The sequence below is a fragment of the Lysinibacillus sp. NPDC059133 genome (assembly GCF_042755925.1).
Lineage (GTDB): Bacteria > Bacillota > Bacilli > Bacillales_A > Planococcaceae > Lysinibacillus.
Map to the genome: position 1 here is coordinate 1 of NZ_JBHZDH010000057.1, position 15,752 is coordinate 15,752.

Sequence of the window (15,752 nt, forward strand, 5' to 3'; positions counted from 1 at the left end):
ACGCATTTGAATTAGCTGTCCCAGTCCTTGTGTAATAGCCTTTTCAACAGCACAAAGTAAATCCTCAGGTGTAAGCTGTGGCTTTTCCTGTACAAGCGCTTGTTCAAGCGATAGTAGCTCTTGCATCGTCCATTTTTCTTCTAGTGGTACTTTACCTGCTAATTGCTCTTTTGCCTTACGATACGCTTCAATTAATGACCAATTAATTTCAATAGATTGCTCGACGTTATCTAAGTCCTTAACATAAACCATCACATCAATTTTGCCACGTGACAAAGCTTTTGAAATTAATTTCTTCGCAAAAATTTCTGCTTCAAGCCATTCTTTCGGGAATTTTGCATTAATTTCTAAAAATCGATGGTTGACCGAGCGCATTTCTACCGTTAATTGAAAGTCTCTTGTTGTTGTGACACCTCTGCCAAAACCAGTCATACTACGCACCAAGGTTCGTCACACCCTTCTTTGCATACTGGGATTATTATAACATAAGCTCTGTCATTTATGACGTGTCTCTCCGTAAAAAATTAGATCAATTTCGCCTTGGCGTAATCGCGTCCGGAGGCTCTATCTTCATTCAGTAGGTGGATAAACACCTACTGAATGAAGATAGAGCAAAAGTTAATTCTACCACATATGAAGCTATATTTTAATATTCACCTAAAAAATGCTATGATAAACATAAGAAAAAACTCATCACCAAAAGAAGAGCTGAACTTTGGTAAAATTTATGCCATGTCCAGAAGTTGATTGAAGTAGAGACTGGGCGACTCCTAGGGAATCAGCAATAGAGGAACGAAGGCTAAAACCATCACTTCCTTTGATAACGCCTTCGTGACCAGCATCGTGCCGCTTTCGCGCAAAAAACATCTGTTGGCCCGAGACCCTGGAGCGAAGTGAAGCGGCTCATCGGACGCCCCCAGGAAGCTTTGCTCTGTGCGAAAGCGAAGCGTCAGCAACAAAGCGCCCAGCCGGAACGGAAATCAACCACACACTTTGGTGGAAAAGCTTGCTACTCTATAGTAGTAACTACTACACGAATTTTAGAGTGTAAGCTAATGCACCATTAAAATAATAAATACGAAAGTACCAAGGATGCTTATATCGTTGGAAAGAGGAATTCATATGGCATTTGACGGCTTATTTACTTATTCAATGACAGCCGACCTACAACAATTAGTAACAGGTCGGATTACTAAAATACATCAACCAAACGCCCAGGAGGTTGTTCTACATATTCGTGCGAACGGAAGCAATCATAAATTACTTTTTTCGATTCATTCTTCTTACGCACGTGTTCACCTTACTGAGCATTCTATTGACAATCCAGCAGAACCCCCGATGTTTTGTATGCTGTTGAGAAAGCATATAGAGGGTGGTTTTATTTCTTCTATTAAACAGCACGATTTTGATCGCATTATAATAGTAGAAATCGAAAGTAAAAATGAAATTGGCGACCCTATTGTAAGGGAGTTACATGCTGAAATCATGGGCCGTCACAGTAACCTGTTGTTAATAGATAAGGAACAGGGAAAAATAGTCGACAGCTTAAAGCATTTACCACCATTTGTGAATAGTTTCCGTACAGTTTTACCTGGTCAGCCTTATATTGCACCGCCCGCACAGAATAAATGGCACCCCTTAGCAGTAACTGACGAACAGATAACAATGTTTTTCTCAGAACCAAAAACAGCTAAGGAAATTGTTTCGCAATTTACTGGTTTCTCACCTATACATGCTGAGGAATTATTATTCCGATTTACAGACACAGTTGATCGTGTAAATGGCTTTAAAAATTTTATAGCTTCCTTTAATAATGGTGGGGCAAAACCAATGTATGTCATCGCAAATAATAAGACTTACTTTTCGCCAATTGCTCTAACACATTTACAAGGGGATGTAACGCTTTATCCGAATGTCCATGAGCTTCTTGACCGCGTATTCTTTGCCCGAGCTGAGCGTGACCGTGTCAAACAGCAGGCTGGTGATTTGGAACGATGGCTGCAAAATGAAATTGACAAACTTCTATTAAAAACTAAAAAGTTAAATAAAGACTACGAACGCGCATCTAAGCTAGATCAGTTCCAATTATATGGAGAATTACTGATGGCGAATATTTACGCGTTTGAAAAAGGTGTAAAGGAAGTATCCGTCACTAACTATTATAGTGAAACTGGAGATGAAGAAATCACCATTCCAGTGAGTGAACGTAAAACACCTATTGAAAATGCTCAAAGCTATTTCACAAAATACACAAAAGCAAAAAATGCCCTTATTATGGTTCAAGAACAGTTAGAAAAAACGAAGGAAGAAGTAGCTTATTTTGAAATGCTTGCTCAACAAGTACAACAAGCTTCTCCTGGAGATATAGAAGAAATTCGCGAAGAATTAGCAGAGCAAGGTTATTTGAAATTACGTCATGCAAGAAAAAAGAAAAAACAAACGAAACCGGAGCCTGAACGTTATGTCTCTTCTACAGGTGTACCGATTTCTGTTGGGAAAAATAACAAACAAAATGACATGCTTACATTTAAAATGGCTAAACGTACAGATATCTGGCTGCATACGAAGGATATTCCTGGCTCACATGTTGTCATCCATACAAGCGAACCTGACGAAACAACATTACGAGAAGCCGCAACGCTTGCTGCCTATTTTTCAAAAGCAAGAGACTCTTCCTCTGTTCCAGTAGATTACACAGATATTCGTCAAGTAAAAAAACCAAATGGCGCTAAACCTGGTTTTGTTATTTACTTTGAACAAAAGACTGTATACATCGATCCAGATGAAGCTGTCATTTTACAATTAAAAAAACAGTCTTAAAGGGTTGGAATACGATACGAATTGTATCGTGTTCCTTTTTTATGGAGATAACCACGTAATCTGTACTATACATCTATTGATTATAGTAACACTAAAAAAACTTGTGATTAATCCGAACTGTTTATTTCGTGCGTTATTGACTTCTTCCTTTCTGAATTGCTAAATTTAAGTAAAAAAGCAAATAGCATTTCAGAAAGGACGTATCTTTATGTCTGTAGGCAAAAAATTAAGCTTTGGTTTTTTCACCATCATCCTGACCTTAATTATTTCATTGGTGATTATGTATATTCAATTCTCAAACATTGATAAGAAGGTAGAAAATGCGCTAGAAAATCGTGTAGCTTTAGTAGAATTAGCTCATAATATTCAAACTGAACGAGCAATGCAAGGTCTTTACATTCGGGCAATACTCATCGAAGACACAGCAGCTAATAAAGATAACTTTACAAAGCATGCAAGAATGCTAGACGAGCATATAAAAGAGATGATGGAAAAATCTGATTCATCCGAAATGGAGACTTATGCAAAAGATCTAAATACATATAATGAAGCTTTTAACAAAGCAGCTGAAGAAGCACTAGCACTTCATGATGCCGAAAAATTAGAAAAAGCGATACAAAAAGTTAATGGCGATGTCCAACAAGCAAATACAGATTTGTTAGCAGTATCAGAGAAAATCGTAAGTTATCAAAAAAGACAACTTGATATTGTCACGAAAGAATCTAAACAAGCAGTGTCCAATTCACAAACAATCTCAATCATCGCTATCTTCATTGGTGTAATACTTGGAGTGTCACTGATGTTTTATGTTCAGCGTACAATTTCACGACCTTTAAAATCTGTAGTTATGGCTGCCAATAATATTGCTAATGGCGAATTATATCATCAAGATATTTCCCATCAATCTAAAGATGAAATTGGACAGCTATCTACGGCATTTAACGTAATGAAAAGTAGCTTACGAGGTTTATTAACACATATTCAAGGCAATGCGGAACATTTATCAGCTTCTGCTGAAGAACTATCCGCCTCTATCGAAGAGATTTCTGCTTCTGCTGATGAGATTACTGTACGAATTAACGGGACAGCAAATGCGGCATCTACCGCTACAATTGCTGCTAATGAAAGTGCACATGCAATGGATGAAACAGCCGTAGGTGTACAGCGTATAGCAGAGGCTACTCAACAACTCCACCAAAGCGCAGTGACAACAACTGAATTGGCGAATAACGGTAATAGTACAGTTGATGAAGCGCAACAACAAATGAACGTGATTTATGATTCTACCCAAACGATTAACAATCTCGTTCAAAAATTAAGTAAGCAATCAGAAGAAATAGGCAGAATCACTACAGTCATTACAGCCATCACAGATCAAACGAATTTATTAGCGCTAAACGCTGCAATAGAAGCTGCACGTGCAGGTGAACATGGTAAAGGCTTCGCTGTCGTAGCTAACGAAGTTCGTAAGCTAGCCGAAGAATCAAAGCAATCAGCCAATCAAATTATTACCTTAACACAAGAAATCCAAGAAGATACCCAAAATGTAGAAAAAGCTGTCGAAGATGGGCTACAATCTGTTACAGATGGTGTAAAAATCATTGGGGATGCTGGCAACTCTTTTGAAGCAATCGTAAAAGCAATCAATATGATGACAAATCAAATAGAAGACATTTCAGCTACTTCTGAAGAAATATCTGCAAGTGCTGAACAAGTAGCAGCCTCTGTTGCAGAGATTGCTCATGGTGCTTCTTCTAGCGCAGCCAATACACAGATCATTGCCGAAGCTAGTGAAGAGCAAGCGGCGACCATGCAACAAGTAAATCATGTTGCTACAGATTTAAGTGAGAAATCCTCGGACTTACAGACCCAAATTAATCAATTTAAACTTTAAACACGCAAGCAGAGAATTTCGATTAAAGAAATTCTCTGCTTGATTTATGTTCAGTCATCATTCCTGATAGCAAAAGCATGAGTGCAACAGGGCGACAGTAGTAGAGTCGAACATCATATAGGGACTAAAATAAACCTTCGCTCTTACAAAGAAACGTTCACCTTAACTATTGCTACTAACTAAACTACTCTACTGTTTATTTTTAGGAAAACCACCATTTCGAAATTAAAATATGGTAAAATTGACCACATAAGAAAATAAGTAATTTTCTACTCATTAAGTTCTACTTACACATTTTTTAGTAACTATATGTAGAAGCTTTCCACCTTAGCAAGACAAATGAACTTCTACATAAAACAACATCATAGAAGTATCTAAAATCAGGTATGTTTTTCCATACAGTATAAGCTCAATCCTACAAACATATAATTGATTACATGCAACGCTTTTTTATACATTATTGAGTATTCAAGTAATGTGTAAATTATTTCAAAAAAACATATTCACCTAAAACACCATACATTTATTCTCTAAGTAAGGCACATTTTTTCATGCATATACTCTACTTCTTCTTTTTTCTAGCTTATTCCGGATAATCTTAAATAAATACAAAACAAGTTTCTTATATATCATTAATAGATAAAAATATTCATTCTTTGAGATTATTATTTACAAAAAAACACCTTTCCGAGAATCAAAATTACTCGGTTTTGCGATGATTTTCTACAAATCCACACAAACCACTTATAGCACCAACACCATGACTTTTGACTCATTTTCAAAATAACAATAATATTATCTAAAGAATATGAATTTTCGGTATAGTAAATCATTTCTCTATTTTTATTTTATTTTTGATATTCAGAACAAATAAACATCAAATTATTATTATGAAAGCGCTTTTATCCTTTAATGTGATGAATAGAAAAAAATTATTATCCTCTTAAATGTCAGATAATACTATATAAATTTGAATCTTTTTTATTTTGTACACAATGATTTTTTGGTATATTAAATAAGAGCTTCAAAAAGGCTTAAAATTGTATAAGGGGGATTCACATGATTAAAAACAAAAAGTTTTTATTATTAACTGTCCTTGCAGTCTTCTCATTAGTATTAGCTGCATGTGGCTTCGGCGGTGATAAGTCTGATAATTCTTCATCTTCAGACGGTAACAAAGATACTGGCTCAAAAGCTAAAGAGCTTAATGTAACAATCTCTTCAGAACCACCTTCTTTACACCCAGGACTTGCATCGGATACTGATTCTAGTGCAATCTTAACTAACATTTTTGAAGGTCTAGTTGTTGTAGACCAAAAAGGTACTCCTACTCCAGGTATGGCTGAGAAATGGGATATAAGTGATGATAAAAAGACTTATACTTTCCATTTACGTGACGCAAAATGGTCAAATGGTGATTCAGTTGTAGCAGGTGACTTTGAATACGCTTGGAAATGGGCGTTAAATCCAGAAAATCTTTCACAGTATGCTTCTATTTTCTACCCAATTAAAGGGGCTGAAGCATACAACGAAGCAGGCGGTTCTGCTGATGCTGTTGGTGTCAAAGCTGAAGATGACAAAACTTTAGTCGTGACTTTAGAAAACCCAACTCCTTATTTCCTAGAATTAACAGGATTCAAAACTTATTTACCAATTAACCAAAAAGTGACTGAAGCTAATAAAGAATGGTACGCAGACGCAGGTAAAGATTACGTAACAAATGGTCCTTATAAATTAAGCGATTGGAAACATAGCGATTCTATCGTTCTTTCAAAAAATGAAGGTTATTGGGATGCATCAAATGTTGACGTTACTACTGTCAATGTCGCTATGATTGAAAAAGAGTCAGTTGTTGCTACTAACTTTAAATCTGGCTCGCTTGACTATATCGGTAAACCATTCTCAACAGTAGACCTTAATGCAATTGATGAATTCAAAAAAGATGGTTCTTTAAAAATCAAGGACGAAGCAAGTATTTATTGGTATAAATTCAATACAAAAGATAAAATTATGTCTAATGCAAATATCCGTAAAGCTCTTACTCTAGCAATCGATCGTCAAACATTAATTGATAACGTAACTAAAGGTGAGCAAAAACCGGCTCTAGGTATGGTTCCATTATCAGTTCCTGGATTTGAAGAAGACCGTGGTTACTACAAAGATAATGATGTTGAAGGAGCAAAAGCTGCTCTTGAAGCTGGAATGAAAGAACTTGGTATTAAAGACCCTAAAGATATTAAAGTTAACATTTCATATAACACTTCTGAAGGGCATGCAGCAATCGCTCAATATGTTCAAGAAGAATGGAGTAAAAAACTTGGTATTTCATCTCAGTTAGATAACTCAGAATGGCAAGTTTATTTAGAAAAATTAAAAACTGGTGACTATCAAATCGGTCGTATGGGCTGGGTAGCTGACTATATCGACGCATATACATTCCTTGAAATGTACGATACAGCTAAAAACGGTAACAACCAAACAGGCTGGGAAAATGCTCAATACAAAGATTTATTGAAAAAAGTAGTTGCTGAGGTAGACGAAGCTAAACGTCTTGATTATTTAAAACAAGCAGAAGCAATTGCTATGACAGAATTCCCAGTTGCACCTATTTACTACTACACTCACTTATCTGTAGTTCAAAAAGGTATCGAAAACTTAGATACGAATCCAACTGGTGACATCCACTTTAAAGACGTAAAGATTAAAGATTAAATAATTTGTTAACAATTTCTTTTTAAGCTCTAAGCTGAGAGCTGCCTCGTAGCCCTTGCGGCGCGAGTCAGCTCTTTTTAAAATACGAAAGCACTAATTTGTCAGATAATTGACAAATAGAAGGAGGAGTTTTATGTGATTAAATATATTTTGAAAAGGCTGATGTATATACTTCTCGCGCTTTTCGTCATCGTAACGGCTACGTTTTTCTTATTGCGTCTTGCCCCAGGTAACCCTTTTGCATCTGAGCGTAATTTCCCTCCTCAAATAGAGGAAAAGTTAAACGAAACGTATGGATTAAATAACCCTTGGTATATTCAATACAAAGATTATTTAATCGATGCGGCCACTTTTAATTTCGGTGAATCTATGAAATATAAAGCGCGTTCAACGAATGATATGATTGCAGAGGGTTTCCCTGTATCTTTAACTTTAGGAATTGAAGCAATGCTGCTAGCGATTGGATTTGGTGTATTAATCGGTGTAATTGCTGCGCTTTATCATAATAGGTGGCCAGATTATTTGGCAACGACCTTTGCGGTGCTCGGAATTTCCGTTCCATCCTTTATATTAGCTGGACTCATGCAGTATTTCATTGGATACAAACTTCAGTTATTCCCGATTAGTGGATGGAAAGGCTTTAGTTATAGTATATTGCCAGCCTTCGCTATTGCATTAACGCATATGGGCTTTATTGCTAAATTGACACGTTCAAGTATGCTTGAACAAAATAATAGTGATTATGTAAAAATGGCTCGTGCAAAAGGTTTAGGCAAATGGACGGTCGTCTTCCGCCATACTTTACGTAACGCCCTTTTACCAGTCGTTACTTATTTAGGTCCATTAACTGCTGCTGTTGTTACAGGTAGCTTCATTGTAGAGCAAATTTTTGCGATACCTGGATTAGGTAAACACTTTGTGCAAAGTATTACGAACCGTGATTATACAGTTATTATGGGGACAACTGTGTTCTACTCAATCATTCTTTTATTTGCGGTCTTCATCGTAGATATTTTATATAGCGTGATTGATCCGCGAATTAGACTGAAAGGAGCGAAAAAGTAATGACACAGCAACAAATCGAAAAAGATAAGTTTAAAATTGTTGGCGGAAATCATGAAGCAACTGAAAAATTAGCTGATAAATCTGTCTCCTTTTGGAAGGAAGTATTTATTCGTTTTTCACATAATAAAATGGCGATTTTCGGTTTAATAGCTTTAATAATTATTTTTTTAATGGCTATGTTCGTGCCGATGTTGTCACAATACCACTATAAAGAGCAATTAGGTGTTTTTAATGCCCCACCATCATCAGAATTTTGGTTTGGTACAGATGATTTAGGTCGAGATGTTTTCGTTCGAGTATGGGCTGGCGCTCGTATTTCTTTATTCATCGGGTTTGCTGCTGCAATTATTGACTTGATCATTGGTGTATTATGGGGAAGTATTTCTGGTTTAGCAGGTGGTCGTGTTGACAATATTATGATGCGTATTGCCGATGTTTTAACAGCTGTTCCTTACCTTTTAGTTGTTATCGTACTTTTAGTAGTATTACAACAAGGTATTCTACCAATGATTATCGCTTTGTCCATTACAGGTTGGATTAATATGGCCCGTATTGTTCGCGGTGAAGTATTATCTATTAAAAATCAAGAATATGTTTTGGCTGCACGTACTTTAGGTGCAAGAACAGGACATTTAATACTAAAACATTTAGTGCCAAATGCACTTGGTGCAATTTTAGTAACTATGACTTTAACAGTGCCATCTGCTATTTTTACAGAGTCTTTCCTTAGTTATCTAGGTCTTGGGGTTCCTGCTCCACAAGCCTCTTGGGGAACAATGGCTTCTGATGGAAATGGCGCGATTACAAATGCGCCTTGGCGTTTAATATTCCCTGCATTGTTCATTTCACTAACAATCTTTGCGTTTAACGCAGTTGGTGACGGCTTACGTGATGCATTAGATCCAAAACTACGTAAATAAGGAGGTGGCCGAAAATGAGTAAAACAATTCTAGAAGTAAAAGATTTAAAAATAAACTTTAAAACGTATGCAGGGCTTGTTCGTGCTGTTCGTGGTGTAAACTTTGACTTAAAAGAAGGCGAAACACTCGCGATCGTTGGTGAATCCGGTTCTGGTAAGAGTGTTACGAGTAACGCATTAATGAAACTAATTCCACAGCCACCTGGTATTTATGAGTCAGGACAAATTTTATTTAATGGCCGTGATTTAGTGCCTTTAAGTGATAAAGAAATGTCAAAAGTACGCGGAAATGAAATTGCAATGATTTTCCAAGATCCAATGACAAGCTTAAACCCGACGATGAAGGTCGGACGTCAAATAACTGAAGTTATTTTACAACATAAAAAAGTATCAAGAGCTGATGCTAAAGAACGTGCAATCGAACTTTTAACGCAGGTAGGTATCCCCTTCCCTGAAAAACGTTATAACCAATATCCGCATGAGTTTTCAGGCGGTATGCGTCAACGTGTTGTTATTGCCATCGCACTGGCGGCTGATCCAAAGCTTCTAATTGCCGATGAACCAACAACAGCATTAGACGTTACTATTCAAGCGCAAATATTAGAGCTCATGAAAGAAATCCAAAAAAATTCGAAAACATCTATCATTTTCATTACCCACGATTTAGGTGTCGTTGCAAACGTAGCCGATCGAGTTGCAGTTATGTATGCAGGTCAAATCGTTGAATATGGTACTGTTAATGATATTTTCTATAATCCTAAGCATCCTTATACATGGGGTCTGCTTGGTTCAATGCCAGACTTAGATAACGATAATGATGAGCTATTACGCACAATTCCTGGTTCACCACCAGATCTTACGAACCCTCCAAAGGGCGATGCGTTTGCCGCTCGTAATGAATTTGCAATGGCTATTGACTATGAGCAAGAGCCACCGATGTTCCAAGTAAGTGAAACACACTTTGCTAAAACTTGGTTGCTGCATCCTGATGCGCCAAAAATTCCGCTTCCAGATGCGGTTGCTAAACGTATTGAAGGATATTTAGCAAAGGAGGCACAATCAAATGACTAAATCGGGTGCAAAAAAAATTCTTGAAATAAAAAATTTAAAGCAGCATTTCGGTTCAGCAGGTAACCCTATTAAAGCTGTCGATGGTATTAGCTTCGATGTATACGAAGGTGAGACGCTTGGTCTTGTTGGAGAATCCGGCTGTGGTAAATCGACAACTGGTCGTTCCATTATCCGCCTGTACGACATTACAGATGGTGAAATTATTTTCGATGGTGAGAACGTCCAAGGGAAAAAATCTAAAAATGATTTAAAGAAATTTAATCGTGAAATGCAAATGATTTTCCAAGATCCATACGCTTCATTAAACCCTCGTATGACAGCTGGAGAAATCATTAGTGAAGGACTTACTATTCACGGTCTTTACAAGGATAAAAAAGAGCGTCGTGAAAAAGTTAATCAACTACTAGAGGCTGTTGGTTTAAACAAAGAGCACGCAAACCGTTATGCACACGAATTCTCTGGTGGTCAACGTCAACGTATTGGGATCGCTCGTGCACTAAGCTTAGATCCGAAGTTTATTATCGCCGATGAACCGATTTCTGCACTTGACGTATCGATTCAAGCGCAAGTTGTTAACTTATTAAAACAACTGCAAAAAGAACGCGGCCTAACCTATCTTTTCATTGCCCATGACTTATCTATGGTGAAGTATATCAGTGACCGTATCGCTGTTATGTACCGTGGTAAAATTATGGAAATCGGTAAAGCAGATGATATTTATAATCACCCTGTTCATCCGTATACAAAATCATTATTATCAGCAATTCCACTACCTGACCCAATATCAGAAAAAAGCCGACAACGTATTCCGTACAAGCATACGGAGGTTGACGATAGCGCAACATACCACGAAGTTGGCGATCAGCATTACGTTTATGGCACTGCCGATCTTGTAAAAACTTGGGTTGCTAATCGATAATAACCTTAACTCCTATCAACAGTAGTATAAACACTGTGATGGGAGTTTTTTTATTGCCCTAATACTTAAAAACTTACGTCAAATAGTAGTATTTTATTAAGCTTTTAGCATACTAAAAAGCTTGGACATATAACTTCTAACTCTATTATGAACCAGTTTCCATTGTTCTTTTCATTAATATGTTTCGCAATTCAGAAATATAAAAATTTGCAGTTTATTATTTAAAAACATATTCCTCTTTTACCATTAATATACTATAATGTAAATATTAAATATAAAGGAGAGATTAAATATGAAAAAGAGTATTAAGCTTATCATTTCTACTTTATGTCTCACTGCATTTTTAATTAGTGTCAGCACAGTATCTGCTTCTGCATACCCAGGTCCATGTCATAGTCCAAAGCCATGTGTTATACAGTCATAAATCCACTTCTTCTAGTGTAATTCGAGACTTGCAACTTATAGATACGTACATGCTATGTCTCACTTTTAATTTCACCCATTGGAGATTTTCCAACGGGTGTTTTTTATTATTAAACTAAATTGATAACTATTCAGTGATGAAAAACAGTCTTTCTATGTTGAAGAAAGACTGTTTTTCAATGATTAGCTTATTTTACTGGAGCATCTGCTGTTAATTCAATAGTTTGAAGTTCTGATTTTGTTTCATTTGCATAATCAATATTGTAATTTTTCACGCGTTTGTTTACTGGAACAAGCTCCGTACGGAAGTACATTGGCATTGTTGTTGCTGTTTTGCTCATATATTCTTGCCATGTACGGAATGCTTTTGAGCGGATTTTTGGATCCATTGCATCTTCCGAATCAATATTTTCTAACATTTCTGTTAAATCAGCAGAAACGAAACGACTCATGTTAAATTCTGCACCCTCACCATATAAACCTGACGGAGATGGGTTCGTACCTGTTTTCCATGCAGCCATATACATATCGATTTCTGGATCATCAGCCTCAACTTTATCATAGAAGCTGTTGAATTCAATTAAACGACCAGTAGTCAGTTCAACATTTAACCCAACATCCTTCCAATTTTGGAGATAGTATTGAGCAATCGCTTCATCTGTGTCTGAACCAGACATTGCTGCTAAACGAATAGTGAATTTCTTACCGTCTTTATCTTCACGGATTCCGTCTCCATCTACATCTTTATATCCCGCTTTATCTAGTAATTCTTTAGCTTTTTCAGGATCATAGTGATAGCCCTCTAACGTACCATCATAGTAAGATGCAAACACTGGTGGAATTAATGAGTTGGCTCTTACACGTAGACCTTGATAGAATCTTTCTCCAACAGATTCAATATCCATCGCATAGCCAACCGCTTGACGTAAATTTACATCATTCATTTTTGACTTCTCATCAAAAATATTTTTACGATTTGCTTTATCATATTTCCCTACTTTAAACCCTAAATAAGAGTATGACATCTCTGGACGACTTACAATTGCTATATTTGATAGATCCTTTATGCTATCATATTGATTTGTTGGGTAATGATCTGCAATATCATATTTCCCAGTTTTCAATGCTTCACCGATTGAACTTGAAGGAACAACTTCAATCACCACTTTATCTAACTTTGGCTTGCCTTTAAAATAATGTTCATTCGCTACAAGCTGAACAGACTCTCCATTTACAATTTTATCAATTTTAAATGCGCCAAGTGTTACAGGATTTTTACGAACTGCATCTGAGGCAATTAGGGCATCTTTAACAGGAATTGACTCTAGCTGATGCTTCGGTGCTGCATACCCCCATAACCCATCCCCAACTGAATAAATAGCTGGTGATACTTTCTTGAACGTAATTTCAATTGATTTTTCGTCGATTTTTTTAATACCGGAAATTGTCTTTGCTTTTCCATCATGATATTCTTGTGCACCGACAATATTTTGGAAGTCATCATCGTAGCGTTTTCCGTCGTAATCAGGATGACCAATAATTTCGTATGGATAAATTAAGTCCTCAGCTATCAAAGGTTTACCATCAGACCACTTAACGTCTCCTTGAATGGTAATCTTCGCCTTCTTATTGTCCTTATCAACTTCTAATTTTGCAATACCTGTATCTTTTATTAGGAAATCCCCATCCAATTCAAAAATTTCATTTTTTGCGTAATCCATGATTGAACTATCGTAAGCATCATCGGATAATTCCGGAATGAAAACACCTTTAAAAGGAGTGTCTGTTACAAGCGCTACCTTTAACGTACCGCCTTTAATAGCGTCGCCTTCATTTGTTACTTCCATGGGATACGCAGTTGTATCCTCTTTATTAGTTTCTGTTTCTGTTTGTGTCGGTTTGTCTTTGTTGCCATCCCCCGTTTTAGCTGCCTCTTTACCCTCGTTATTGCAGGCTGCCAATACAAACATCACTGCAAAAATAACGGATAGTAATAACCAATTTTTTTTCATCGTACATCCTCCCCTTCATCCAATTCTTTGTTTTGCGTCAGCTGCACGACGAAGTGCTTGACCGACGTAATTTATACCAAGCATCAAAATTAGAATTAATATTGATGCGGGCAACCATACCCACCATTTTTCTGATAAAACGATTGGATTTCTCGCATAGTTAACAAGAGTTCCTAAACTTGGTGTCGATGGCGGCAAACCAAAGCCTAAGAAGGACAATCCTGTTTCGATCCCAACGTTACCAGCAAAGTTCAACGTTAGTTCAACGATTAAAATAGAACTTAAATTTGGTAAAATGCCTTTAAACATAATAGTGAAATCACTTGTCCCCATTGTTTTAGAAGCACTTACATAATCCCTCCGCCCCTCCGATAGTGCTTTACTTCGGACTAAACGTGCGGTGCTCATCCATTGAAATAAGCTTATGATCAAAATCAATTCAAGAACACCATATTTTGGAATTATAGTTACAAAAACAATGATCACCATTAGATTAGGTAATGTCATAAAGAATTCAGTAATTCGCATAAACAAATTATCAATAAATCCACCGTAATAACCCATGATAATACCAAGACCTATCCCTGCAACACTAGTAATGACCGTAATTGCTAATGCTATTAAAATAGAATTTTTTGCCCCTATTACTAGCTGCCCCAGCATATCACGACCTGCTTCATCTGTTCCAAGTGTATAACCGTTTACACCAGGTTCCGTGTAGCGCTCCAACAGGTTAATTTTTAAAATTTCTTCTTGATTTAAAAGCATGGCAGCGACTAAAAATCCAATGATAATAAAAGTTATCCCGAAAAAGGATATCATTGCTAATTTATCTTTTTTAAACTCTCGTAAAACGACTTGTATCCCCGTCGGTGGAGAGTTATCAAATTTGACCATTTCGTTATTTTGTTGTTCCATTTGAATTCACCCTCTCCTTAAACATTATTTTAGTCGTTAGTCTATGCGGATACGTGGATCAACAATGCTCATTATAATATCAGACAGTAGACTACCTAATAATGTTAAGAAGCCATAAAGCATAACTAGTGCCGTAATAACACTATAATCTCGACTCATGATCGAATTGATAAACAACTGACCCATTCCTGGGAAACCAAAAATTGTTTCAATGAAAATAGAGCCAGCTAATAAACCTGTTATTGTAAACCCTAAAAAAGCTGCGATAGGTAGTAAGGAATTACGGAAAATATGTCTAGTGTAGACTTTTCGCATTGGAATCCCTTTGCTTCGAGCTGTTTTCACATAATCCTGTGTTTTTGCATCTATTATTTCCGAGCGTAAATATTGAATAGTGGCTGTTGTACCTAAAATAGCATACGAAATAGCAGGGAGTAGTAAATGGTAGATTTTATTCCAATAATATGCCATTGTACCGGAATCAAGTCCTACATCCACTGTTCCGCTAGTTGGGAACCACATGAGTCTATAACCGAATATATATACGAAAATGAGTGATAATACGAAAGTTGGTATGGCGTAACTTATAAAACTATACAGGGTGATAGATTTATCTAAAAATGATTCTTGATAACGACCTGCCAACACCCCTAATGGAATCGCAATCAAATATATAAAGATTGCACTGAGTAATGAAAGCCAGAATGTATTTAATCCGCGCTCACCAATAAGTGTGGACACTGCAATTTTATATGTATAGCTTCGTCCGAAATCACCTTGAAAAGCGTTTGTAATCCAGTGGTAATATTGAACATACCAAGGGTCATAAAAACCTGCTTTTATACGAAGTTCCTCAATCCTTGCAGGGTCTGTCTCTGGTGTAATAAGCCCCGTAAATGGATCTCCTGGCATTTGTTTTGCCAATATGAAGATAAAAAGACTTAATACAAACAACTGAGGAATCATCAGTAATATACGTCTAACAATTGTTTTCCACAT

Annotated in this window: 12 protein-coding genes; 8 read left to right on the forward strand and 4 right to left on the reverse strand. The window is 36.6% G+C overall.

Annotation, left to right across the window (positions count from 1 at the left end):
• A partial coding sequence (locus ACFXN8_RS22015) for a YicC/YloC family endoribonuclease (protein WP_386847680.1) occupies positions 1-441 on the reverse strand: 441 nt, incomplete at its 3' end.
• Positions 442-1,122: 681 nt separating this feature from the next.
• Between ACFXN8_RS22015 and ACFXN8_RS22020 the strand changes: the two genes are divergently transcribed.
• From ACFXN8_RS22020 to ACFXN8_RS22055, 8 genes are all read left to right on the forward strand, one after another.
• Positions 1,123-2,820: an Rqc2 family fibronectin-binding protein gene (locus tag ACFXN8_RS22020; protein WP_386847681.1), complete on the forward strand. Its 1,698-nt coding sequence runs from the start codon at positions 1,123-1,125 to the stop codon at positions 2,818-2,820.
• A gap of 208 nt (positions 2,821-3,028) precedes the next feature.
• Positions 3,029-4,714, forward strand: a complete 1,686-nt coding sequence (locus ACFXN8_RS22025) for a methyl-accepting chemotaxis protein (RefSeq protein WP_386847665.1) — start codon at positions 3,029-3,031, stop codon at positions 4,712-4,714.
• Between the two features lie 1,059 nt (positions 4,715-5,773).
• Positions 5,774-7,426, forward strand: a complete 1,653-nt coding sequence (locus tag ACFXN8_RS22030) for a peptide ABC transporter substrate-binding protein (protein ID WP_386847666.1) — start codon at positions 5,774-5,776, stop codon at positions 7,424-7,426.
• 135 nt (positions 7,427-7,561) lie between these two features.
• On the forward strand, positions 7,562-8,491 hold the full coding sequence (locus ACFXN8_RS22035) for an ABC transporter permease (protein WP_376077877.1): 930 nt from the start codon (positions 7,562-7,564) through the stop codon (positions 8,489-8,491).
• The gene (locus ACFXN8_RS22040; RefSeq protein WP_376077874.1) at positions 8,491-9,411 is read left to right on the forward strand and encodes an ABC transporter permease; all 921 of its coding nucleotides are present in this window, start codon (positions 8,491-8,493) and stop codon (positions 9,409-9,411) included. Before ACFXN8_RS22035 ends, ACFXN8_RS22040 begins: the two co-directional genes overlap by 1 nt.
• Positions 9,412-9,425: 14 nt before the next feature.
• The gene (locus tag ACFXN8_RS22045) at positions 9,426-10,481 is read left to right on the forward strand and encodes an ABC transporter ATP-binding protein (protein ID WP_386847667.1); all 1,056 of its coding nucleotides are present in this window, start codon (positions 9,426-9,428) and stop codon (positions 10,479-10,481) included.
• Positions 10,474-11,400 (forward strand): ABC transporter ATP-binding protein, encoded by a 927-nt coding sequence (locus ACFXN8_RS22050; RefSeq protein ID WP_376077868.1) that lies wholly within the window; start codon positions 10,474-10,476, stop codon positions 11,398-11,400. The genes ACFXN8_RS22045 and ACFXN8_RS22050 overlap by 8 nt, the downstream gene beginning before the upstream one ends.
• A gap of 292 nt (positions 11,401-11,692) precedes the next feature.
• A complete protein-coding gene (locus ACFXN8_RS22055) occupies positions 11,693-11,824 on the forward strand; it encodes a hypothetical protein (protein ID WP_376077866.1) in 132 nt (43 codons plus the stop codon).
• 187 nt (positions 11,825-12,011) lie between these two features.
• Here ACFXN8_RS22055 and ACFXN8_RS22060 read toward each other — a convergent pair whose 3' ends face one another.
• The 3 genes from ACFXN8_RS22060 to opp4B are packed head-to-tail and all read right to left on the reverse strand — an operon-like array spanning position 12,012 to position 15,752.
• Positions 12,012-13,835, reverse strand: a complete 1,824-nt coding sequence (locus tag ACFXN8_RS22060; protein WP_386847668.1) for an oligopeptide ABC transporter substrate-binding protein — start codon at positions 13,833-13,835, stop codon at positions 12,012-12,014.
• A gap of 15 nt (positions 13,836-13,850) precedes the next feature.
• Positions 13,851-14,753, reverse strand: coding sequence for an ABC transporter permease (locus ACFXN8_RS22065; protein ID WP_386847669.1), 903 nt, complete (start codon positions 14,751-14,753; stop codon positions 13,851-13,853).
• Positions 14,754-14,789: 36 nt separating this feature from the next.
• Entirely contained in the window at positions 14,790-15,752 is a 963-nt protein-coding gene (gene opp4B, locus ACFXN8_RS22070) for an oligopeptide ABC transporter permease (protein ID WP_386847670.1), read from the reverse strand.

Excerpts from the sequence above, each read along its gene's own strand:
- ACFXN8_RS22065 (WP_386847669.1), bottom strand. The coding sequence starts at position 14,753 with ATGGAACAACAAAATAACGAAATGGTCAAATTTGATAACTCTCCACCG.
- ACFXN8_RS22045 (WP_386847667.1), top strand. The coding sequence starts at position 9,426 with ATGAGTAAAACAATTCTAGAAGTAAAAGATTTAAAAATAAACTTTAAA.
- ACFXN8_RS22025 (WP_386847665.1), top strand. The coding sequence starts at position 3,029 with ATGTCTGTAGGCAAAAAATTAAGCTTTGGTTTTTTCACCATCATCCTG.
- ACFXN8_RS22030 (WP_386847666.1), top strand. The coding sequence starts at position 5,774 with ATGATTAAAAACAAAAAGTTTTTATTATTAACTGTCCTTGCAGTCTTC.
- ACFXN8_RS22060 (WP_386847668.1), bottom strand. The coding sequence starts at position 13,835 with ATGAAAAAAAATTGGTTATTACTATCCGTTATTTTTGCAGTGATGTTT.
- ACFXN8_RS22020 (WP_386847681.1), top strand. The coding sequence starts at position 1,123 with ATGGCATTTGACGGCTTATTTACTTATTCAATGACAGCCGACCTACAA.
- ACFXN8_RS22050 (WP_376077868.1), top strand. The coding sequence starts at position 10,474 with ATGACTAAATCGGGTGCAAAAAAAATTCTTGAAATAAAAAATTTAAAG.
- ACFXN8_RS22055 (WP_376077866.1), top strand. The coding sequence starts at position 11,693 with ATGAAAAAGAGTATTAAGCTTATCATTTCTACTTTATGTCTCACTGCA.
- opp4B (WP_386847670.1), bottom strand. The coding sequence starts at position 15,752 with ATGTGGAAAACAATTGTTAGACGTATATTACTGATGATTCCTCAGTTG.
- ACFXN8_RS22040 (WP_376077874.1), top strand. The coding sequence starts at position 8,491 with ATGACACAGCAACAAATCGAAAAAGATAAGTTTAAAATTGTTGGCGGA.